Source organism: Nocardioides donggukensis (assembly GCF_014842875.1).
Taxonomy (GTDB): domain Bacteria; phylum Actinomycetota; class Actinomycetes; order Propionibacteriales; family Nocardioidaceae; genus Nocardioides; species Nocardioides donggukensis.
On record NZ_JACYXZ010000002.1, the window covers coordinates 276,284 to 297,354 of the forward strand.

At 73.2% G+C, this 21,071-nt stretch carries 18 protein-coding genes; 12 read left to right on the forward strand and 6 right to left on the reverse strand.

Annotated features, from left to right (window positions below):
* The first annotated feature begins 8 nt into the window (after positions 1-8).
* Positions 9-1,448 (forward strand): oligosaccharide flippase family protein, encoded by a 1,440-nt coding sequence (locus IE331_RS07680; protein WP_192142237.1) that lies wholly within the window; start codon positions 9-11, stop codon positions 1,446-1,448.
* Complete coding sequence (locus IE331_RS07685) at positions 1,445-2,617, forward strand: aminoglycoside phosphotransferase family protein (RefSeq protein WP_192142239.1); 1,173 nt, start codon at positions 1,445-1,447, stop codon at positions 2,615-2,617. Before IE331_RS07680 ends, IE331_RS07685 begins: the two co-directional genes overlap by 4 nt.
* Here IE331_RS07685 and IE331_RS07690 read toward each other — a convergent pair.
* Genes IE331_RS07690 through IE331_RS07705 form a run of 4 tightly spaced genes read right to left on the reverse strand, consistent with a single transcriptional unit; the run spans position 2,595 to position 7,357 of the window.
* On the reverse strand, positions 2,595-3,878 hold the full coding sequence (locus IE331_RS07690) for a hypothetical protein (RefSeq protein WP_192142241.1): 1,284 nt from the start codon (positions 3,876-3,878) through the stop codon (positions 2,595-2,597). The two genes, IE331_RS07685 and IE331_RS07690, sit on opposite strands and share 23 nt — an antisense overlap.
* Complete coding sequence (locus IE331_RS07695; RefSeq protein WP_192142244.1) at positions 3,875-5,050, reverse strand: GNAT family N-acetyltransferase; 1,176 nt, start codon at positions 5,048-5,050, stop codon at positions 3,875-3,877. Before IE331_RS07695 ends, IE331_RS07690 begins: the two co-directional genes overlap by 4 nt.
* A gap of 10 nt (positions 5,051-5,060) precedes the next feature.
* A complete protein-coding gene (locus IE331_RS07700; protein ID WP_192142246.1) occupies positions 5,061-6,227 on the reverse strand; it encodes a hypothetical protein in 1,167 nt (388 codons plus the stop codon).
* Between the two features lie 5 nt (positions 6,228-6,232).
* A complete protein-coding gene (locus IE331_RS07705; RefSeq protein ID WP_192142248.1) occupies positions 6,233-7,357 on the reverse strand; it encodes a GNAT family N-acetyltransferase in 1,125 nt (374 codons plus the stop codon).
* A gap of 234 nt (positions 7,358-7,591) precedes the next feature.
* On the opposite strand from IE331_RS07705, the gene IE331_RS07710 reads away from it, so the two are divergent.
* From IE331_RS07710 to IE331_RS07725, 4 genes are read left to right on the forward strand one after another with little or no spacing between them, the layout of a single operon-like run.
* Positions 7,592-8,185: an RNA polymerase sigma factor gene (locus tag IE331_RS07710; protein WP_192142250.1), complete on the forward strand. Its 594-nt coding sequence runs from the start codon at positions 7,592-7,594 to the stop codon at positions 8,183-8,185.
* Positions 8,182-8,808 carry a hypothetical protein gene (locus IE331_RS07715; RefSeq protein WP_192142252.1) on the forward strand — a complete coding sequence of 209 codons (627 nt, stop codon included), beginning with the start codon at positions 8,182-8,184 and terminating at the stop codon, positions 8,806-8,808. Before IE331_RS07710 ends, IE331_RS07715 begins: the two co-directional genes overlap by 4 nt.
* Complete coding sequence (locus tag IE331_RS07720) at positions 8,805-11,648, forward strand: CHAT domain-containing protein (RefSeq protein ID WP_192142254.1); 2,844 nt, start codon at positions 8,805-8,807, stop codon at positions 11,646-11,648. Before IE331_RS07715 ends, IE331_RS07720 begins: the two co-directional genes overlap by 4 nt.
* A complete protein-coding gene (locus IE331_RS07725; protein WP_192142256.1) occupies positions 11,645-12,913 on the forward strand; it encodes a S8 family peptidase in 1,269 nt (422 codons plus the stop codon). The genes IE331_RS07720 and IE331_RS07725 overlap by 4 nt, the downstream gene beginning before the upstream one ends.
* A 52-nt stretch (positions 12,914-12,965) precedes the next feature.
* Here IE331_RS07725 and IE331_RS07730 read toward each other — a convergent pair whose 3' ends face one another.
* On the reverse strand, positions 12,966-13,409 hold the full coding sequence (locus IE331_RS07730) for a ferritin-like domain-containing protein (RefSeq protein WP_192142258.1): 444 nt from the start codon (positions 13,407-13,409) through the stop codon (positions 12,966-12,968).
* 147 nt (positions 13,410-13,556) lie between these two features.
* Here IE331_RS07730 and IE331_RS07735 point away from each other — a divergent pair, with 147 nt between their 5' ends.
* From IE331_RS07735 to IE331_RS07760, 6 genes are all read left to right on the forward strand, one after another.
* Complete coding sequence (locus IE331_RS07735; protein ID WP_225579816.1) at positions 13,557-14,255, forward strand: HAD family hydrolase; 699 nt, start codon at positions 13,557-13,559, stop codon at positions 14,253-14,255.
* A 130-nt stretch (positions 14,256-14,385) separates the two neighbouring features.
* Entirely contained in the window at positions 14,386-16,032 is a 1,647-nt protein-coding gene (locus tag IE331_RS07740) for an ABC transporter substrate-binding protein (protein ID WP_201931381.1), read from the forward strand.
* Positions 16,033-16,117: 85 nt separating this feature from the next.
* A complete protein-coding gene (locus IE331_RS07745) occupies positions 16,118-17,122 on the forward strand; it encodes an ABC transporter permease (protein ID WP_192142262.1) in 1,005 nt (334 codons plus the stop codon).
* On the forward strand, positions 17,119-18,069 hold the full coding sequence (locus IE331_RS07750) for an ABC transporter permease (RefSeq protein ID WP_192142264.1): 951 nt from the start codon (positions 17,119-17,121) through the stop codon (positions 18,067-18,069). The genes IE331_RS07745 and IE331_RS07750 overlap by 4 nt, the downstream gene beginning before the upstream one ends.
* Before the next feature lie 5 nt (positions 18,070-18,074).
* The gene (locus IE331_RS07755) at positions 18,075-19,085 is read left to right on the forward strand and encodes an ABC transporter ATP-binding protein (protein WP_192142266.1); all 1,011 of its coding nucleotides are present in this window, start codon (positions 18,075-18,077) and stop codon (positions 19,083-19,085) included.
* On the forward strand, positions 19,082-20,125 hold the full coding sequence (locus IE331_RS07760) for an ABC transporter ATP-binding protein (protein ID WP_192142268.1): 1,044 nt from the start codon (positions 19,082-19,084) through the stop codon (positions 20,123-20,125). The genes IE331_RS07755 and IE331_RS07760 overlap by 4 nt, the downstream gene beginning before the upstream one ends.
* Position 20,126: 1 nt before the next feature.
* Here the strand turns inward: IE331_RS07760 and IE331_RS07765 are convergent, their stop codons facing one another.
* Positions 20,127-21,029, reverse strand: coding sequence for a RecB family exonuclease (locus IE331_RS07765; RefSeq protein ID WP_192142270.1), 903 nt, complete (start codon positions 21,027-21,029; stop codon positions 20,127-20,129).
* Positions 21,030-21,071 lie beyond the last annotated feature (42 nt).

Below are 21,071 nucleotides of genomic sequence, written 5' to 3' on the forward strand. Positions count from 1 at the left end.
CCCCCGCCGTGGGCGCGATCACCCACCGGGCGGCACGCAACGCCTCGGTCCGCGGAGTCGCAGAGATCCTCGGGAAGGTGGCCACCCTGGCGTGGACGGTCGCGGCGGCCCGGGTGCTCACTCAGGAGGACTTCGGTGCCGTGTCCTTCGCGATCGCGCTGATGTACCTGCTCAGCTCGTTCGCGGCGTGGGGCTTCGACGCCGGTGTGATGCGACGGGGGAGCGCCGAGGCCGCCGCGCTCCCGCGGGTCTACCTGGGGTCGCAGGTGTGGAAGACGGCGCTGGCGGTGACCGTGTTCGGGGTCGCCGCGCTGCTGACCCTGGGCAGCGAGCCGACCCGGGCGTCCTGGTTCGTGCTGGCGCTCATGCTGCTGGCCGGCTTCCCCGAGCTGTGGAGCCACACCGCCCGAGCCGTGGCCTCCGTCCGCCAGTCGCCCACGGGGGTCTCCACCGCTCTGGTCGTCCAGCGGCTGGTCACCGCCGTGGCGATCGTGGCGGCACTGGCGGCGGGGCTCGGACCGCTGGGGCTGGCGGCCGGGTTCCTGGCCGGCACGCTGGTCGGCTGGGGAGCGCACCACGTCGCAGTGCGCCGACTCGCCGTGCGTCCGCGCCTGCGTGGGCTCACCCGCGCCGACCTCCGGCTGGCCGCCTCCGGCACGTTCCTCATCGGCGTCAGCGGCCTGGTGATGATGCTGCTGTTCCGCGTCGACATGGTGCTGCTCGCCCGGTTGCGGGGCGATGCCGAGGTCGCCGTCTACTCGGTGGCCTACCGCCTGCTGGAGACCGTGCTCTTCGTCTCCTACGCCGTCCACCAGGCGGTCCTTCCGGTGATGAGCGCCACCTCCTCGGGCCCGCGTCAGCGCTCCGCCTACGAGCGGGCCCTGGCGGTGGTGGCGTTCGTGTACCTGCCGTTCGCCGTGGTGAGCGTGCTCGAGGGCGACGCCGTGGTCGGACTGCTCTTCGGCGAGGGCTACGAGGTCGAGTCGGGACGTGCGTTGGCCTGGCTCGCGCCCGCGCCGCTGCTCTTCGCCGGATCCCTGTTCGGGACGGCGCTGCTGATGGCCCTGCTCCGCTCCCGGGCGATGCTGGTCGCGTCGAGCGTGGCACTGCTGACCAACCTCGCCCTGAACCTGGTCCTGATCCCGCCCTACGGCGCCAGCGGGGCCGCCGCGGCCACGACCGCGGCCTACGCGGTGCAGACCGTGGTGGTCCTCGCCATCCTGCGCGGCCTGGACCCGCGCCCTCGGTTCCTCCCGCCGCTCGTGCCGGCCGCGGTCGCGTCGCTGGGCCTCGCCGCCGCCCTCGCCCTGGTCCGGGCGCCGGTCCTGGTGGAGCTGGGCCTGGGGGCCGGCGTCTACCTGCTCGGCTGGGTGCTGGTGGTGCGACGCATCGCCCCCGACCAGCTCTCGGTGGTCCGGCAGCTCGTGTCCCGACAGGTGCGGCGGTGACGCGGAGCTACGCGTTCGTCCGGCGGCCCCGGCCGGCGTGGGTGGACGTCGGGTCGCCGTACCCCGCGGAGCTCCTGCTCGACCTGCACTCCCACGCGCTCAACCACGGCATGCCCGCGAGGCGACGCGGGGGGCAACTGCTGGCGTGGGCGGGCCGACGCGGACTCCCGGTGGCGGGCGCGGCCGCGGTCCTGCGCCGGCTCCCCGCGCGCCCCGTGCCGCACCTGGACCGCCTCCTCGACGAGGTGGCGCGATCGTGGGACGTGCTCGCCGCCGGGTCGGACCGGATCCCGGCGGCCGTGCCGGCGCTGTCGGCACTGGCGATCCAACGCTCGTCCGGTCGCTACGTCTTCGTGTTCGGCGGGTCGCGTCACCCGGTGCTGCTGCTCAAGCCGGGGCCTCACGAGGGGCTGGGGGATGCCGAGGAGATCGCGCTGCGAGCGGCCGCCCCCGCGGCCGTCGCGCCGCGTCGGCTCACGTCCGTGGCCGGACTGAGCGTCGAGGAAGGACTGCCGGGCCGACCCCTGTGGGTGGTCCCACCCGGACGCCCCGGATGGTCGAGCTGCTACGCGACGGCGTACGACGGCCTCGGCGCCGGACTGGTCCGCGTCGGCGAGCTGACGGCACGTCGCGGCGGCCACGACCTCGACCACTACCTCGGCCTGGCCTCGGAGCATCTCCGCTGGTCGGCGGCTGGAACAGCCATGGCCGCCGTGGACGCCGCACGCCGGGACCTGCGGCGACTGGACGCCGCGAGCCTGCAGCACCGCGACCTGTCCGCCCAGAACTGGCTGGTGGACGGGTCGTCGTTCGTCGGGATCGTGGACTGGGAGACGGCCGACCCGGGCGGGGTGCCCGGCCACGACGCGCTCCAGGCCGCCGTGGCACTGCTCGAGCACGGCGTCGCCCTGCGCAGGTGGTCCCAGGAGGAGGTCGTCCGGACCTTCCGTCGGGCCTGGCCGGAGGAGCCGATCTTCTCGCTGGCCCGCGCCTGGCACCGGCACTGCGTGTGCGCCGCGACGGGCTCGGACCGCCTGGCGGACCCGCTCGTGATCGCGTTCTTCGCCCGGCGGCTGGGTCGACGGATCAGCGGCGGTGGTCCGGAGACGCTGTCGGTGGCCACCCTCACGGCGATGCTGGAGGTCGTCAGCGGTTCCGCAGGGCCCTGAGCCGGCCGAGTCGTCCCGGGCGTCGCAGGGTGCGCCAGGCCTGCTCCGCGAGGGCGGCGGCGACCTCGGACTCCGGGCGCTCGCCGTCGACGACGGTGACCCCCAACCTGCCGCTCTCCTCGACGTAGAGGTCACGCAACCGGGTGAGGTCCCGGGTGGTGTACTGCTCGGGCTTCCTCGCCCGGGCCGAGGCCGGAGAGACGTCGAGGAGGAACGCGGCGCGTGGGGCCGGTGACAGCCGTCTGACCAGCCATCGCGGGAACCCGGGCCTCCCGATGGCGGGATAGCGGTAGCGCAGGTGGGCGGACGAGTCCAGGACGTAGCGGTCGCAGATCAGCACCGTGCCGGAGCGGGCCCGGGCGGCCCGACGGTGCGTGCGTGCATTGGCCAGCGCGACCACGCAGCCCCACCCCCAGCTGAGGAGGGCACTGCGCTCCCTGGCCAGGTGGCCGCTGTCCGGCTCGGGCCGGGGACCGCCGGGATGGATCCGCAGCTCGCCGGACTCGTCGGGCTGCTCGGTCGGGCGCGGTGCAGGCAGGACGCCGCGCCTCGGGCGCACCCGACCCACGACCTCGACCGCCGCCTTGACCGGTGCGGAGACCCGATCGAGGACGGGGTCGCGACCGAGCTTGGTCCAGGCCACCTCCGCGTCGTACCCCAGGGCCTCCAGCGCTCGACGCAGGTGCTCGGCCTGGGTCGACTTGCCGGCGCCGTCGAGCCCGGAGAGCGAGATCACCCGTGCGGGGCGTGGGCGGCGGACGCCCCGGAGCCGGCGTCCGGGGTCGGCGCCGGCCCGGCGCAGCCCGTCGAGCGCGTCGACCAGACCCCACTCCACGGCCTGGTCGCGGGCCCGCGCCCAGGTGTCGGCGTCGAGGGCCGCGAGCCGGGCGCCGCGGCGCTCGTCCACGACCATGCCTCCGCGGAAGCGATGCGCCAGGAGCAGCAGGCGGTGCGGGGGAGAGGGCGCCATCAGGTGCCGGTAGCCCGGGATGGTGGAGGCATCCCGCAGGAGCGCCGTCCGGGTGACGACGTCGGGCAGCCAGGTCTCGAACCGCACCAGGTCCACGGCGAAGGCGGTGCCCCCGGCGAACCTGACGAAGGTCTCGCCCTCCTCGACCCAGCCGTGGCGGCTTAGGGTCGAGCGGAGCGGCGCCAGGGACGCCTCGGGCACGAGCAGGTCGAGGTCGCGACCCTGCGGCGGAAGGCTCCCCAGCACGACACAGGGACCCCGCAGCAGGAGGTCGACGTCCGCGGCGCTCATCGCTGCCCTCCGGTCCGGCCCGGGGGTCCCGGAGCCGGTGGGGATCGCAGCATGGTGGCTCGCTTGAGGCGTCGCCACGACGCATCCAGGCGCGGATCGGCGTCCCGGTGCCGCTTGGCCCAGCTCAGCGAGGCCCGCGCGGCCAGCGTCGTCCGCGCCGCCCGGGCCGAGCTCCAGGCCTCGAGCACCGAGACCGGTCGGACGTCGCTGGCGAGCTGCATCTTGGCCACGGTGATCCCTCGCTGGTGGTCCAGCTCCAGGCATCCGGTCTCGAGCGCCCGATCGAGGTCGGCGTCGCGCAGCACCCGCCCCGGGGAGAGCGCCTCCGCGCGCGGGGCGAAGCGGCCGTCCCAGATGCGGTACGCCGGGCCGTCGAGCAGCCCGATGTCGTAGGCCACCAGATCACCGTGCACCTCGGCGAGCGCCACCTCGAGCTCCGCCGACGACGCGAGCGAGACCACCAGGGCCGACCAGAACGCCAGGTAGCGGGGGTCGTCCAGGTCACTGCGCCGGTCCTGGTCGTGGTCGCGCTCCCGCCGGAGCGCGGCGAGCGCCGGCAGCAGCCCGGCGATCTCGTCGGCGTCGCGGACCTGGCGGATCGTCCCGCCGGCCCGCTCGAAGGTGCGGCGGGCGCGCCGACGCTTCTTGCGACCCGAGGGGGAGTAGTACTCCTCCGGCCCCGCTCCCGGCTGCAGGGACAGGTACGGCGAGGCGCGGTCCCACGGAACGGTCCACCGGCAGCCGGGGAGCAGCCGAGCGAGGTGGAACGCCGTCGGGTCCCCGGGGGGAAGGTGCTCGAGCCTCAGGTGCCACGGCCCGTCGAGCGCCTCGAGCCCGGCCACGATCCGCTCGGCCAGGGCGAGTGCCGCGGACCCGTCGACCGCGGGCAGCCGGGCGGCGTCCGAGGTGCCGTGACCCATCAGCACGACCTCGGTGGGGCCCCGCCGCCGGTGCCGGTGCCGCCGGTGCCGCCTGGCGAGCGGGGCGACCGCTCTCAGGTCCCCGGCCAGGTCACCGTCCGGACCGGGCACCGTGAGCAGCCACGGCTCCACCTCGAAGGCGGTGGCCCAGGCCTCCCACCAGGCCCGCCGGGCGGTGATCGGTGCCCCGGTCCGCACCAGCAGAGCGTCGAGCGCGACCTCGTCGACGCCCTCGAGCAGGCGGCTCGGCACCCCGACCACGCTAGCGACCTCCTCGGAGGCGGGAGCACGCCTCGTCGGCGACCAGGATCGGCAGCCGGCGGACCGGACCCCGGTCCGCCGGGTCCGCGACCGGGTGGGCCGCACCGGGCCAGGCGCGCAGGGTGCCCGCGAGGTCGCGGAGCGCTCCGCCACGGCGCTCGGCCAGGGCGCGTCGCAGGTCGCCCCCCAGCCAGCTGTAGCCGACCCCGGCCGCGCCGAGGCGGACCCCCGACGGCCGAGCGCCCGGGACGTCGGCATGGTCGTCCAGCCACAGCGCGGGCAGCGGGAGGCCGGCCGCCAGGGCCAGCGCCAGTGAGCCGTAGGGGCGACCGTTGAGGTCGATCAGCCGGGCCGGCCCGCGGGTCGGGCGGAGGAACTGCAGCTGCACCATCCCGATCCACCCGAGCCGCGCGAGCAGGCGTCGTACCTGCTCGGCCAGCTCGGGATCGGGTCGCACGGTGAACGCCCTGGTGCTGATGCCCGCACCCGGTGGCCAGGTGTGCGTGGCGTGCTGCTGGTGGAGTGCGACGAGGTCGCCCGAGCTGTCCCGGACGGCGGACACCGCGATCAGGTCTCCGTCGACCGGGCGCTGCAGGACGGGCGACCGCCCGGCGTCGACGACCGCTCGGACCGCTGCGGCGGGGGAGACGTCCGCGGGCACGTGGCGGGCCGAGGCCCAACCGCCGGAGGCGCTCTGGAGCCCCGGCTCCCAGTGCAGCCGAGCCTTGACCACCGCCGGCCCACGCCACGCGGCGACCGCCCGGTCGTCCGCGATCACGGTCTCCGGCACCGCGATCCCGACCGCAGCGGCCTCACGGACGAGGCCGAGCTTGTCCACGGCGTGGACGACGCGGTCGTGGGCCGCAAGCGGCACCCTGGCGGGGATCTGCTCGCGGTGGTGGGACAGGGCCAGCAGCTCGGGGTCGCCGCATCCGATCGCCACCTCGGCCCGGGTGGCGGCGGCCGCGGCGGCGACGGCGTCGACGAACCCGCCGACGTCGACGTCGGGGGGCGGAACGCGGTGCTCGCCGTGCACGTGCCGTGATCCGCCGGCGAGGCTGCGCCGAGCACCCGAGGCGACGGCGACCTCGTGGCCCGCCCGGCCCAGGCACCGAGCGGCGGCCAGCATCTCGCGGCTGGCGGCGTGACCGACGAGCAGGACGCGCATCGTGCTCACCCTCGATCGCCGATCGTCGGGACCGGGGCGGGTGCCCGCAGGCGGGTCCGCAGCCAGCGCGCCGACCGGACCACCTGCTCGGACCCGGCCCCCCTGCTCCAGGCTCGTGAGGTGACGACCCGCCGACTCGGGAGCAGGGGGTCGAGCACCGGGTGCCCCTCGACCGTGCACCCGTCCAGACGGCGGAGATCGGAGGCGGCGAAGCGCTCGAGCACGTGCGTCAGGAGCAGTCGACCCGGCGACATCCGCTGCCAGCGCTCGTCGTAGGCCGTCTTCCAGTGGAAGTGCGTGTCTCCGCACACCAGGTCGATCTGCGTGGCCAGCGGCGCGTCGGCGCCGGCCAGCACCAGCAGGCGCAACGATCCCACGTCCGCCGCCCGGCGGACCACCTCGCGCAGCATGTCGGCCTCGCCGGGGCGCTGCAGCATCGAGGTGCCGGCTCGTCCCTTCCACCCGGCGTCCTCGAGCCGGAGGAACGACTCGGCGGCACCGGACGCGAGCGCGGGAGCGGACGCGTCGAGCACCCGCAGCGGCCCCGCCTCCCGGTCGAGGCGACGACGCTTGGTGCGCAGTCGTGAGGACTCGACGACCAGCTCCCGGAGCGTCGCCCCGCCGCCGACGCGGTCGCCGTCGCGGGTCAGCAGTGCCCGTCGATAGGAGTGCCAGACCGTGGACCTCCACCCGGCGTCGCTGAGCGCTCCGTCGAGCGCGAGATCGACCGGCAGGCCGGTCGTCTGCTCGTCGAGGCCGAGCAGGCGGGCGCGCGGGGCGACGCGTGACACGGCCTCCACGAGGAGGGATGCGGCAACGGGGAGGTCGGCACCGCGCGCGAGGAGTGGCGTCGCCAGACCTTGCTGATCGTGCACCCAGGCGCCCATCGCCGGGAGCGGGACCCGTCGCCAGCGACCCCGGACGAAGGGGAGCAGGGACAGCAGGCGGCCTTCCTGCGACACCGTCAGGAGCTGCACCGCGCCGTTCGTGGACGGCACGGGCAGGTGCGTCGCAGCCGGCACCACGAACTCGGGGCGGAGGAACGCGTTGGGGCAGGCCGCGCGATCAGCCAGGGCCCGCCACGCCTCCTGCTGGCGCGGCGTGAGCGCGGCCGGGCTCCAGACGGCCACGTCGGCCCCACGCGCCGGCAGGGACGGGAGGCGACGGCGCGGGCGGTCCGTCAACTCGTCGCCACGCATTCCCCCGCCGATCTCGGTGTCCGCTGCCGGAATCGGCAGCCACCCCTCTAGTGGCGCGGGGGTCGCCGTTTGATACGCCGACCCGACGATCTCCGCCGTCTTGGACGGCGATGGACAGTCTCTCGGCGGGTCCTCCATACTGGAACGGGACGGGGAGTATCGGGGATGGACACTGACATCGATCAGCGTGCGTCGACGCTGAGCGGCACCACCACGCACGTCTCCGCGCGCAGCGACGCGGAGCTGCTGCAGGCCTGCAGAGAAGGTGATGCCGCCGCCTGGGGGGACCTGGTCCGGCGGTACGAACGGCTCGTGTTCTCCGTCGCCCTGCGCAACGGCCTGCCACGCCCGGACGCCGCAGACGTCACGCAGAGCACCTTCCTGGCGCTGCTCGAGTCGATGGGGTCCATGAAGGACGACCATCGGCTGTCGTCCTGGCTGATGACCGTCGCCCGCCGGAAGGCCTGGCGCCTGCGGGCCCGGGCGGCGCGCGAGATCCCGAACGGCACCGACGGCTTCCGCGAGGGGACGGCCGCCGACGGCGTGCAGGGATGGGAGCGCGAGGCCGATCTCTACGACGCCCTGGTCGCGCTGGGGTCGCCCTGCAACGAGCTGTTGCACGGCCTCTACCTCGATCCCGAGGAGCCCTCGTACGCCACGTTGGCCAGACGCTTCGACCGATCCGTCGGCTCGATCGGTCCGATGCGCGGCCGATGCCTCCAGCGACTGCGCGGCCTGCTCGGGGAGGACGCACGGTGAGGGACGACGAGATCGCCTGCGCCACCCTGCTGGACTGGCTCGAGGGACGGCTTCCCGACGACGCCTCCGCAGCCGTCGCCGAGCGGGTCAGGAACGGGGGCCCCGACCTGCGGGAGACGGTGGGGTGGCTGCGGGAGTTCCTCGAGTTCACGCGCACGCACTGGCTCCACGACGTACCCCCGATCGTGGGTCAGTCCCTGCGGGAGGCGTTCGACCAGCACCGTCGCGGGGGTGAGGCACCCGCGCCACGCCGCATCCGGCCCACGCTGCTCTTCGACAGCCGCTCCGAGCGCGAGCTCGTCGGCGTCCGAGGCGGTCCGATGCACCGGGCGGGTGACGTGATCCACCTCGCCTACACCTGCCCCGACGCCGACCTGCTCCTCGACGTCACCGTCCGGCCGACGGGCGACCTCGACCTGGCGGGCCAGGTGTTCGGGCGCGGCGGCCCCGGACCGCCCGTCTTCGAGGCCACCGTCCACGCGGGGGGTCGCACCAGCCGGAGCGTCGACGGCGACGACCTGGGGCGGTTCAGGTTCACTCACCAGCCCGTCCCCCTCGAGAGGCTGACCGCGACGAACGGCGACATCGTGCTCGATGTCGCGTTGGACGTCGGACGTCCATGACGCAGCAGCTCGACCTCCTGGTCGAGGACCTTCTCGGGGCGCCGGACCTCGGCGCGCGCCTGGGACTGCTCCGCGCAGCGGGCACCGTCGACCGGGAGGGCCTCCTCTGGCTCGAGGACGAGGTCGAGGCCCGGATCCACACCGCCCCCGCCCGGGCGCGAACGCTGGCCGAGCTCTGCGTCAGGGCCGCCGAGGAGCTCGGCCTGCCCCGCTCGGCAGCGCGGGCGGAGTACCTCCTGGCCCGCGTCGTCGCCGAGGCCGGCGACCTGGAGGGGGCGCTCGGCCTCATCGCGTCCGCGCGGGAGCGCTACCGGTCGGTCGGCGACGAGGTCCTCGCGCTGCGGACCGACCTCGGCCGGATGCAGGTGCTGGACGACCTGGGAGACCACCGGGGGGCGGTCGAGGTCGGGAACCGGGTGCTGAGGACGTTGCCGCAGGCGGGTGGCGACCGGGTCGCCGCCGCCGCCGTCGAGGCGGCGGTGATGTGCAACCTGGGCGTGGCGCACAGCTTCCTCGGCGATCACGAGACGTCGCTGGGGCTCTATGCCCGCGCGGAGACGGCCTACGCCGGGCTCCACCAGCCGGTGCAGGTCGCCCAGCAGCGGGCCAACCAGGGGATCGAGCTCTTGGCCCTCGGGCAGGCGCGCGAGGCGCGCGCTCGGCTGTGCTCCGCGCGCGCGGAGTTCGCGCGAGCCGGCGACCACCTCTGGACCGCGAAGTGCGCGGCCCACCTGGCCGACGCTCACCAGCACCTGGGCGAGCTGGTGGACGCCCTCGCGCTGCTGGACGAGGCCGGATCGGAGCTGGAGGACCTGGGCGCGACCGCCGAGCTGCTGCGCGTGCACGTCCAGCGGGCGCGCACCTACCTGTCGGCGGGACTGTTCGACGAGTCGGCCGCCGAGGCGGACCGCGCGATCGCCGAGGCGCAGGAGCTCTCGATGGGACACGACGAGGGGTTCGCCCGGCTGACCAAGGCCGCCGCACAGCTCAGCGCCGGCCTCCTGGTCGAGGCAGGCGTGGAGCTCGACGCCGCCATCGACATCTTCGACCGGGTCGGCGATCGGCAGTTCCGGGCCAGCGCGGATCTGCTGCGGGCCGAGCTGGCCGATCGACTCGGGGACGACGACGCGCGGCACGAAGCGCTGTCCCGGGCACTGGGGGCGCTCGAGGCGGGCGGCTGGCTGATCCCGCTGGGGTGGGCACTGCTCAAGCACGTCGACCTGTCCGAGGACGCGGGCGAGCGATCCCGGGCGCTGGACCGCGCGGACGAGATCGTCGCCACGGTCGGCGTGCCGGCCCTCCGGCACGGCCTCGCCGTGCGCCGGGCTCGGCTGTCGGCCGAGCGTGGAGCACACCACGAGACCGTCCGGCTGCTGGGTGACGCCGTGGCGGACGTCCAGCGATCCGGCAGCGGGCTGCCGGACCCGATCCTGCGGCTCGCGTTCCGGACCAGCCACATGGCCGCGTTCGACGACCTCGTCGACGCCCTGGTCCGCCGCGGGACGGACGGTGATCCGGCGAGGGCACTGCGCTACAGCGACGACGCCAAGGCCCGGACCCTGCTCGACCTGATCACCGGGACGATCGGGTCGCGGGGCGGCGACGGAGCCGTGGAGCGCGACGGGGACGACCGGCTCGGCCGGTCGATGGCCGACCTGCGGTCGACGTACGCCGTGCTGGGTGACAGCGCCGGCGAGGACGGGCTCGCGGACCACCTGGCGCGCGCCGAGCGACTGGAGACCGAGGTCAGCTCCCTGCGGGTGCGCGCCGCGTCGAGCTTCCGGGTCCCCGGGCCTCGCCGTGCGCACCACGACGACCCGGCGCCCGACGAAGGCCCGCCGAGCATCTCCTACCACTGCCACGGCCAGGACGTGATCGCCTTCGTGAGTCGCGGGTCCGGTGTGGTGACCGAGCGACTCGTCGGGGTGCTTCCCAGAGTGCGGCACCTGATCGACGACCTGGAGAGCCAGTGGGCCCGCTTCCAGCTCGGGTCCGGGTTCGTGGACCACCACCACGACGCTCTGCTGCTCACCTGCCGGGCGGTGCTGGGGGATCTGCACGACCTCGTCTGGGCTCCTCTGCGCACGCACCTGGCCGACCTGGCGACCGCGGAGCTGGTCGTCGTGCCGCACGGCCCGCTGCACCGGGTTCCGTTCCACGCGCTGTTCGACGGCACCGCACATCTGGTCGACGGCTGGATCCTCTCCGTCGCGCCGACCACCCCCCGCGCCGCGGTCGCCGGTCCGGCCCCCGTCCCGGCTCGCGACGTGCGCGTGCTGGCGGTGCCCGACGTGCGCAGCCCGCTCATCGCCGACGAGGCGAGGGCGATCGGGGAGCTGTTCCCGAACGCCGCCGTTCACATCGGACGCGGCACCTCCTTGGGCGTTCTGCGGGGCCTCGGAGAGCAGGCCATCGTCCACGTGGCCTGCCAGGGGATGTTCCGCCCCGACAACCCGCTGTTCTCCGCCATCCGGATGGGGGATCACTGGGTCACGGGGGTCGACGTCCTGGAGGCCGACCTGCGCGGTGCCCTGGTGACGCTGAGTGCCTGCGAGTCGGGCCGGCCGGGGGCCGGTGCCGCGGAACCGGTCGGCCTCGCCTGGTCGTTCCTCGCCGCGGGCGCCGCCGGAGTCGTGGTCAGCCAGTGGCTGGTCGACGACGCGACCACCCTCGAGCTGATGGTCGAGATGTACCGGCACATCGCCGACGGCGAGCCCACGCCGTCGGCCCTGGCCGCGGCGCAACGGCTGGTCGCGAGCCATCACCCCCATCCCTACCACTGGGCCGCCTTCAGCTACGTCTCGGCGCCGCCCGTCCGCACCCTGGAGGTCCTGCCATGATCGTTCGCCCGCACCTGGGTCCCGTCGTCGTCGGCGTCGTCTCCTGCGCGACGTTCGTCGTCCACCTACCGCCCTCGGCGGCCGACGGGTCGACCGGTGAGGTGGCGGGCGCCGCCTCGGCCGCGGTCGTCTTCCGGGTCTCCGGTGAGGACGCGGGCTCCTGTGCGCTCGACCAGGTCCTCGCACGGCACGACCTGGTGCTGGACGAGACGCTGCTGGCGTCCCGGAGGGTCCATCGCGCCCACGCGACCGACCCCGACCCGGCGACCGGAGCCAAGGCCGCCGCCGGCCTGGCCAAGCGGGTGGGCAAGGACGAGTGCCTCGCCTGGGCCGAGGCCGACAGCGCGATCGAGCTCGCGGACGACCAGTTCCACTCCTGGACCCCCGAGGGTCCGCTCCATGTCGACGTGCAGGACTGGCGCTCCCAGACCGCGACCGAGACCCTGGGACTGAGCGAGGCCCACGCCCGCGGCGAGGGTGCGGACGTCCTGGTCGCCGTGCTCGACACGGGTCTCGACGCAGGTCACCCGGCGCTGGGCGGTCGCTCCGTCGACGGGTGGGACTACGTCGACGACGATGCGTCCCCGACCGACGAGCCGTGCGGCTGCGACAGCGACGCCGACGGCTCGCCCGACGGCGCCGTCGGACACGGCACGTTCGTGGCCGGGACCGTCTCCCTGGTGGCCCCCGGAGCCTCGATCCTCCCGATGCGGGTGCTCGACGGCGACGGAGTGGGCTCCGTGTTCGCGGTGTCCGAGGCGATCGTCGACGCCGCCGACGCCGGCGCCGACGTCATCAACCTCAGCCTCGGCACCGACGACGACACCGCGTCCGCGGTGTTGGACGAGTCACTGAAGCATGCCGAGAGGTCCGGGGCTCTGGTCGTCGCGGCGGCGGGGAACAGCGGGGACGACGCCGAGCACTATCCGGCGAGCAGGGACGAGGTCTGGTCGGTGGCCGCCCTCGACGCCGGCAACGAGCGTCTCGCGGACTACTCCAACCACGGGGACTGGGTGGACGTGGCCGCGACGGGGGACCAGGTCGTCGGACCGGTTCCCGGAGGCTCCTTCGTGCAGTGGTCCGGCACCTCCGTGGCCGCCCCGATGCTGTCGGGTCAGTTCGCCCTCGTGATCGGCCTCGCCCCGGACGAGAGGAGCAGCAAGGTCGGCGCCTGGGTGGAGAAGACCGCCCACAAGCTCAAGCACGTCGACGTGCGCAAGGGCCGGATCGCCCTGGTCGCGAGCCTGGACAAGGCGTCCAAGTGACCTGGCGGCCGTCCTGTGGGACAGGGACGGCACAGACCTCGAGCGCGGCTGGTCAGGCCTGGCTCTGGAAGGCCTTGACCTCGTCGCGTGCGGCGAGGATCGCGGCGTGCTGACGGCTCACGACATCGCGGAAGCCGGCACTGAGGTCCTGCTTGAGCGCCTTGTCGTACTCGGACACGGCGTGGTCCTCCCCGGTCTGTGCGGTCTTGAGAAGCGCCTCGGCCGAGTCGCCGGTGAGGGCGTCCTTGAGTGAGAGCCAGCCGCGGTGCACGGTCGCGGCGACCGAGCCGCTCTCGTCGACGTCGTCGCCGTAGTCGTGACCCATGGAGACGATCTCGCGGTGGAACTCGGCGCGCTGCTCCGAGAGGCGCTGGAACGCGGAGGCCCACACCGGGTGGTCGTCGCTCTTCAGCTTGTCAGCTGCGCTGGCGAAGCCCTCCTCACCGTCCTTGAGGGTCTCGACCAGTTCCTTGGCTACCTGCTTGTCGTCCGACACGATGGCTCCCTCTACGAGGTGGATGTGGCTGGTGGGCAGTACCCGTGAGGTCGGCACTCAAACTCTGGATGCGCCGACCGGGTGTGCGGTGATCGGCACACCTTCGATCTAGGGTGGAACGTTGCCTGACGCCACTTGGAGGACACACTGAGCACCGCATTTCCGGGTAGACCTGCAGGTCAGCCGCCCAACGCCCGGAACACGTGGCCCGACGCCGTCCTGTGGGACATGGACGGGACCCTCGTCGACACCGAGCCGTATTGGATCGAGGTCGAGTACGAGCTCGCCGAGCGGCACGGAGGGCGGTGGAGCGACCAGCACGCGCTGGCACTGGTCGGCAACGACCTGCTGGACTCCGGTCGCTACATCCGCGAGCACATGGACATCGACGTGGAGCCGGCGCAGATCGTCGAGGAGCTCCTCGACGGCGTCGTCGCCCGGGTGGAGCGGCGGGTGCCGTGGTGCCCGGGCGCGGTGGAGCTGCTCGCCGACCTCCGCTCCCACCGCGTCCCGTGCGCCCTGGTGACGATGTCCTACCGTCGGTTCGTGGCACCGATCCTGGCGGCCCTGCCGCCGGACACGTTCGCCGAGGTGGTGACCGGAGACGCGGTCACGTTCGGGAAGCCGCACCCCGAGCCCTACCTGACCGCGGCCCGCCTCCTGGGTCTCGACCCCGGCGAGTGCGTCGCCATCGAGGACTCGAACACCGGGGCCCGGTCGGCGGAGTCCGCGGGGTGCCGGGTGATCGTGGTGCCGAACCACGTGCCGGTGCTGCCGGGGGAGCGGCGGACCTTCCGGGACTCGCTCGTGGGCCTTTCCGCGTCGGACCTCCTCGACCACAGGTAGCCTGCGAAATCGTTGCCGATTCGCGACCTGTTTCCCCGCATCTGTGGGCTGCGCCACTCCCGGCGATCGCGCTACTCTCCGCGAGATCTGCCGCGCAAGTCCTGCGCGGCACGAGACTGTGAGGTGAGACGTGCGATTCACATCAGTTCCTGCGCGCATGGGCCTGGTCGGGATGACCGCCGGTGCGTTGTTGCTGGCCGGTTGCGCCGAGAGCGGCCGGGACGGCGGCGAGGGCGGCGACGAGGGCGGCGGCACCTTCGTCTTCGCCGGCGCCGCCGAGCCCGAGCTGCTCGACCCGGCCTTCGCCTCGGACGGTGAGACCTTCCGGGTGGCCCGCCAGATGTTCGAGGGCCTCGTCGGCACCGAGCCGGGCACGCCGGACCCGGCGCCCCTGCTGGCCGAGTCCTGGGAGAACACCGAGGACGGTCTGAGCTACACCTTCCAGCTGCGCGAGGGCGTGAAGTTCCACGACGGCACCGACTTCAACGCCGACGCGGTCTGCGCGAACTTCGACCGTTGGTACAACTTCCCCGAGGGTGTCCAGAGCGACGACTTCGCCTACTACTACAGCAAGCTGTTCCGCGGCTTCGCTGAGGGCCCCAAGGCCGGCGACGGCATCTTCGAGTCCTGCGAGGCCAACGGCGAGTCCGAGGTGACGATCAACCTCACCGAGCCCTTCGCCGGCTTCATCGCCGCCCTGTCCCTGCCGGCGCTGTCGATGCAGAGCCCCTCGGCCCTCGAGGAGTACCAGGACGACGCCGCGGCGAACGTGAACACCACGGAGTACTCCACCGCGCACCCGACCGGCACCGGTCCCTTCCAGTTCGACTCCTGGGACCGCGGCAACCGGGTCACGCTGACCCGCTTCGACGACTACTGGGGCGAGCCGGCCAAGGTGGACACGGTCGCGGTCGTCGCGATCGCCGACCCCAAGGCCCGCGCCACGGCGGTCCAGAACGACGAGGTGGACGGCGCCGACCTGATCGGTCCCGCCGACATCGCGCCGCTCGAGGAGGCCGGGATGCAGGTCATGCCCCGTGACCCGTTCACGGTGCTCTACCTGGGCCTGAACCAGAAGCAGAAGCCGCTCGACGACATCGAGGTCCGCAAGGCGATCGCGCACGCGATCGACAAGGAGGCCGTCGCCAGTGCCTCGCTACCGGAGGGCACCGAGCTGGCCACCCAGTTCATGCCGCAGAGCGTCGTCGGCTGGAACCCGGACGTCACGCAGTACGAGTACGACCCGGAGAAGGCACGGCAGATGCTGAAGGACGCCGGAGCCGACGGCGCCACGATCGAGTTCAACTACCCGACCGACGTGAGCCGGCCCTACATGCCGTCCCCGGCCGACACGTTCAACGTGCTTCGGTCGCAGCTCAAGGAGGTGGGCCTGAAGATCAAGCCCGTCGCCGACGTCTGGTCCCCGGACTACCTGGACAAGATCACCGGTAGCCCCGACCACGGGATGCACCTGCTGGGCTGGACCGGCGACTACAACGACTCCGACAACTTCGTCGGCGTCTTCTTCGGCACGCAGACCGACGAGTTCGGGTTCGACAACCCCGAGCTCTTCAAGAAGCTGCAGGCCGCCCGTGGGGTCCCGACCCTCGAGGAGCAGACGCCGCTCTACGAGGAGATCAACGCCGACGTGATGGAGTTCCTGCCCGGCGTGCCGCTCGCGCACCCGGCGCCGTCGCTGGCGTTCGGCCCCGACGTCGAGGGCTACCAGCAGAGCCCGGTGAACGACGAGGTGTGGAACACGGTCAGCGTCGGCTGACCCGGTGTCCCGGGTGCACCGGCCCCGTCCGGGGCCGGTGCACCCACCCCTGTTCCACTGAGCAAGCAGTCAGGAGCCTCGTTCGATGCTGCGCTTCGCCCTCCGGCGGCTGGCCCTCATGGTGCCGGTTCTCGTCGGGTTGTCCATCCTGCTCTTCGCCTGGGTCCGGGCGCTGCCCGGTGACCCGGCACGGGCACTGCTCGGGCAGCGGGCGACCCCGGAGGGCATCGCCCGCGTCAACGAGGTCTACGGCTTCAACGAGCCGATCGTCCAGCAGTACCTGAAGTACGTGCAGGCCCTGCTCGGCGGCGACTTCGGCCGGTCGATCAAGACCGGCCAGCCGGTGCTGGACAGCTTCGTGGAGAAGTTCCCCGGCACCGTCGAGCTCGGTGTCACCGCGCTCCTGCTGGCGGTCGTCATCGGCGTGCCCATGGGCTACTACGCGGCCCGTCACCAGGGCCGCTTCCTCGACACGTTCATCGTGTCCGGATCGCTGCTCGGCGTGGTCACGCCGGTCTTCTTCCTCGCGATCCTGCTCAAGCTGGTCTTCGCCAACTGGCTGGACCTGTTGCCGACCAGCCTCCGGCAGGACCCCCGGATCGATGCCACCCACATCACCAACTTCTACGTCCTGGACGGCCTCCTGACCCGCGAGTACGACGCGGCGTGGGACGCGCTGGTGCACCTGGTGCTGCCGTCGGTGGCGCTCGCGACCATCCCGCTGGCGATCATCGTCCGGATCACCCGGGCCGCGGTCGCGGAGGTCCTCAACGAGGACTACGTCCGCACCGCCGAGAGCAAGGGCCTCGCAGGGCACGTGGTCTCCCGCAGGCACGTCCTGCGCAACGCGCTGCTGCCGGTCGTGACCACGATCGGGCTCCAGGCCGGGCTGCTGCTTTCGGGGGCGGTGCTCACCGAGACGGTGTTCGCGTGGAACGGGATCGGCAAGTTCCTGTTCGAGGCCATCGGCCAGCGTGACTACCCCGTCCTGCAGGGCTACATCCTGTTCATCGCGATCATCTACGCCCTGATCAACCTCGTCGTGGACATGGCCTACGGCGTCATCGACCCCCGGGTGCGTGTGTCATGACGATCCCTCTGCCCCCCTCGGGCGCCGGCACCGATCCGCTGCTCACCACCGCGGACGACGCCCCGGGCGTCAGCCTCTGGCGCGCGGCCTGGCGGCGGCTGCGCCGCAACCCGACGGCCATCGTCGGCGCGGTGATCGTCGCCGCGTTCATCCTGGTGGCGCTGCTGGCGCCGCTGCTGACGCCGTACGAGCCGGGGTCGGCGCGCTGGTCCGGCCAGGTCACGCCCACCAGCGTCCCGGGCCCCAGTCCCGAGCACCTGCTCGGGCTGGACCGGTTCGGCTCCGACCTCTTCACCCAGCTCGTGTACGGCGCCCGGCAGTCGCTCGTCTACGGCGTGGTGGCGACCGCGATCGGCCTGACCGCCGGCACCGCCCTGGGCACACTGGCCGGCGGTGCGGCCTCCGTGGGCGGACGGATCGGCGGCTGGGTCGACAACGCGGTGATGCGGCTCGTCGACATCATGCTCTCGGTGCCGAGCCTGCTGCTCGCGGTCAGCATCGCCGCCGTCCTGGGGCAGAACCCCTATGCGGTGATGATCGCCATCGGCGTCGCCCAGGTGCCGATCTTCGCGCGGCTGCTGCGTGGCTCGATGCTCTCCCAGGGACGATCGGACTACGTCCTCGCCGCCGAGGCCCTGGGTCTGCGCAAGCGCCGGATCGTCATGGGACACGTGCTGCCGAACTCGCTCGGCCCCACCGTCGTCCAGGCGACGCTCAACCTCGCGGTGGCGATCATCGAGGTCGCCGCCCTGTCGTTCCTCGGCCTCGGCCAGCCGGACCCGGCCGTCGCCGAGTGGGGCCGGATGCTGGTCGCCGCCCAGGACCGGTTCGAGGCGGCGCCCCAGCTGGCGCTGCTCCCGGGTGGCGCGATCGCGATCACGGCGCTGGGCTTCACGCTGTTCGGTGAGGCACTGCGCGAGGCCCTCGACCCACGAAGCCGGAGGTGACCGCCATGACGGGCGCACACGACCAGCCACTCCTCTCGGTCCGGGACCTCAGCGTCCGGTTCGGGTTGAAGGGGCAGCGCCAGGTGGCAGCCGTCGACGAGGTCTCCCTGGACATCTGGCCCGGGCAGCACGTCGCCCTGGTGGGGGAGTCCGGCAGCGGCAAGTCGGTGACGTCGCTGGCCGTGATGGGGCTGCTCCCCGATCGCGGGGTCGAGGTGGGCGGCGAGGTGCTCTACCGCGGGGAGGACCTGCTCACGAAGAGCCCGAAGGAGATGGCCGGGCTGCGCGGCAGCGAGATCGCCATGGTCTTCCAGGACCCGATGACCTCGCTGAACCCCGTCATCACGGTCGGCGTCCAGCTCACCGAGGTCCTGCTGCGGCACCTGCAGGTGTCCAAGGCGGAGGCCCGGGAGCGGGCCGTCGAGCTGCTCGGCCGGGTCGGCATCCCGGACCCCGCGCGCAGGCTCAGGGAGTACCCGCACCAGCTGTCGGGAGGGATGCGGCAGCGGGTGCTGATCGCGATCGCGCTGGCCTGCGAGCCGAAGCTGCTCATCGCCGACGAGCCGACCACCGCCCTCGACGTGACCATCCAGGCCCAGGTGCTGGAGGTGCTCAAGGACCTGGTCGCCGACACCGACGCGGCCCTGCTCATGATCACCCACGACCTCGGGGTCGTGGCGGGGCTGTGCGACGACGTGAACGTCATGTACTCGGGCAGGATCGTGGAGTCGACGAACCGGAACCGGCTCTTCGCCAACCCCCGACACCCCTACACGGGCGGGCTGCTGGCCAGCATCCCGCGCCTGGACTCCCCGCGCGGAGCGCCCCTGACCCCGATCCCGGGCTCGCCGACGCAGACCCTGCCGTGGACCTCCGCCTGCGCCTTCGCCCCCCGCTGCGGCAACCGGGTGGAGGCGTGCACCGAGCGCGCCCCCGCGCTGGAGGCCACCGGCGACCGGGACCTGCGCTGCTTCAACCCGCTCGCGGACGCCGACCTCACAGGAGCCGCCCGATGACCGAACCGCTCGTGCAGGTGCGTGGCCTGAAGGTCCACTTCCCGATCCGCAAGGGCCTGATCCTCGCCCGACAGACCGGCACCGTCCGGGCGGTCGACGGGGTCGACCTCGACATCGAGGCCGGCCGGACGCTGGGCCTGGTCGGCGAGTCCGGCTGTGGCAAGTCCACGCTCGGCCGGGCGATGCTCCGGCTGGCCCCCGTCACCGAGGGCAGCGTGGTCTTCGACGGCACCGACGTCGCCACCCTCGAGCGCGAGGCGCTGCGGTCCATGCGGCAGAACATGCAGATGGTCTTCCAGGACCCGCTGGCCAGCCTGAACCCCCGGCAGAGCGTCGAGACGATCCTCACCGAGCCGCTGCGGGCGCACGGGATCGCCTACGACTCCTCCCGGGTGCGCGAGCTGCTGGAGCTGGTCGGGCTGCCGTCGGCGGCCGCCCAGAAGTACCCCCACGAGTTCTCGGGTGGTCAGCGGCAGCGGATCGGGATCGCCCGGGCGATCGCGCTCGAGCCGCGGTTCGTCATCGCCGACGAGCCGGTCTCCGCCCTGGACGTGTCGATCCAGGCCCAGGTGCTGAACCTGCTGGAGGACCTCCAGCAGGAGCTGGGCCTGACCTACCTGGTGATCGCGCACGACCTGGCGGTGGTGCGGCACGTCGCCGACGACGTCGCGGTGATGTACCTCGGTGGGATCGTCGAGCAGGCCGCCTCCGACGACCTCTACTCCACGCCGATGCACCCCTACACCAAGGCGCTGATGTCGGCCGTCCCGGTCCCCGACCCCCGGGTGGAGGAGACGCGGGAGCGGATCATCCTCCAGGGCGACCTGCCCTCGCCCGCGAACCCGCCGTCCGGGTGCCGCTTCCACAGCCGCTGCCCGTTCCGCCAGGAGACCCGCTGCGACGACGAGCGCCCGGAGCTGGTCGAGGTGCGGCCCGGCCACACCGTGGCCTGCCACTGGGTCGAGGAGATCAACTCCGGCCAGATCCGGCCGCACGAGCTGACGCCGGACACGGTCGTCCAGCTCGAGGGCCACTCCTGAGTCAGGAGCCGGCCGGCTCCTCGGGCTCGGCGGTGGGCACCGGCAGCTGGAAGATCGGCAGCGGGGGAGGCGTCCCCCCGAACTCCGGGCAGAGCGACTGGTGGCTGCACCAGTCGCACAGTCGGCTCGGCCGGGGCCGCCAGTCCCCGGTCGTCTCGGCCCGTCGGATCGCCTGCCAGAGGGCCTCGACCTTCCGCTCGGTGGCGAGCAGGTCCGCCTCGTCGGGCTGGTAGCGCAGCACCTCGGCGTTGCCGAGGTAGACCAGCTGCAGCATCGACGGGACCACGCCGCGGGTGCGCCAGACGACGAGGGCGTAGAACTTCATCTGGAACAGCGCCTGGGCCTCGAACATCGGGCCAGGAGCGCGCCCGGTCTTGTAGTCGACGACCCGGATCATCCCGTTGGGCGCGATGTCGAGCCGGTCCACGAAGCCCCGCAGCAGCAGGCCGGAGTCGAGCAGGGTCTCGACGTAGAGCTCCCGCTCGGCCGGCTCGAGGAGGCGCGGGTCCTCCAGGTCGAAGTAGCGGTCCAGCACCTCGCGACACTCGGTGAGCCACCCGGCCAGCTCGGGCCCCTCCTCGCCGGTGAACATCTCCGCCAGCCCGGGCTCGACCTCCAGCAGCGTCTCCCACGCCGGAGCCAGCAGGTCCCGGGCCCGGTCCGGGGTGCGCTCCGGCGCCGGGAGGTCGAAGAGCTCCTCGAGGACCTTGTGCACCACCGTGCCGCGGACGGCGGCCGCCGACGGCTCCTCGGGCAGGCGGTCGATGCTGCGGAACCGGTAGAGGAGTGGGCAGGTCATGAAGTCGCCGGCCCGGCTCGGGGACAGCGCGCCCAGCACCCGCTCGCCGTCGACCGGCGTGGAGCGGGACTCGGCGGGTGATCTGCCCTGCGGCTGAGCGGTCATGGCCTGCACCCTAGGACACCTCACCGACAGCGCGCGGGGACC

What these genes read in the sequence shown, in the direction of transcription:
- IE331_RS07750 (WP_192142264.1), top strand. Translation starts at nt 17,119, where the DNA reads ATGACGATCCCTCTGCCCCCCTCGGGCGCCGGCACCGATCCGCTGCTC.
- IE331_RS07765 (WP_192142270.1), bottom strand. Translation starts at nt 21,029, where the DNA reads ATGACCGCTCAGCCGCAGGGCAGATCACCCGCCGAGTCCCGCTCCACG.
- IE331_RS07700 (WP_192142246.1), bottom strand. Translation starts at nt 6,227, where the DNA reads ATGCGCGTCCTGCTCGTCGGTCACGCCGCCAGCCGCGAGATGCTGGCC.
- IE331_RS07755 (WP_192142266.1), top strand. Translation starts at nt 18,075, where the DNA reads ATGACGGGCGCACACGACCAGCCACTCCTCTCGGTCCGGGACCTCAGC.
- IE331_RS07690 (WP_192142241.1), bottom strand. Translation starts at nt 3,878, where the DNA reads ATGAGCGCCGCGGACGTCGACCTCCTGCTGCGGGGTCCCTGTGTCGTG.
- IE331_RS07720 (WP_192142254.1), top strand. Translation starts at nt 8,805, where the DNA reads ATGACGCAGCAGCTCGACCTCCTGGTCGAGGACCTTCTCGGGGCGCCG.
- IE331_RS07745 (WP_192142262.1), top strand. Translation starts at nt 16,118, where the DNA reads ATGCTGCGCTTCGCCCTCCGGCGGCTGGCCCTCATGGTGCCGGTTCTC.
- IE331_RS07725 (WP_192142256.1), top strand. Translation starts at nt 11,645, where the DNA reads ATGATCGTTCGCCCGCACCTGGGTCCCGTCGTCGTCGGCGTCGTCTCC.
- IE331_RS07760 (WP_192142268.1), top strand. Translation starts at nt 19,082, where the DNA reads ATGACCGAACCGCTCGTGCAGGTGCGTGGCCTGAAGGTCCACTTCCCG.
- IE331_RS07710 (WP_192142250.1), top strand. Translation starts at nt 7,592, where the DNA reads ATGGACACTGACATCGATCAGCGTGCGTCGACGCTGAGCGGCACCACC.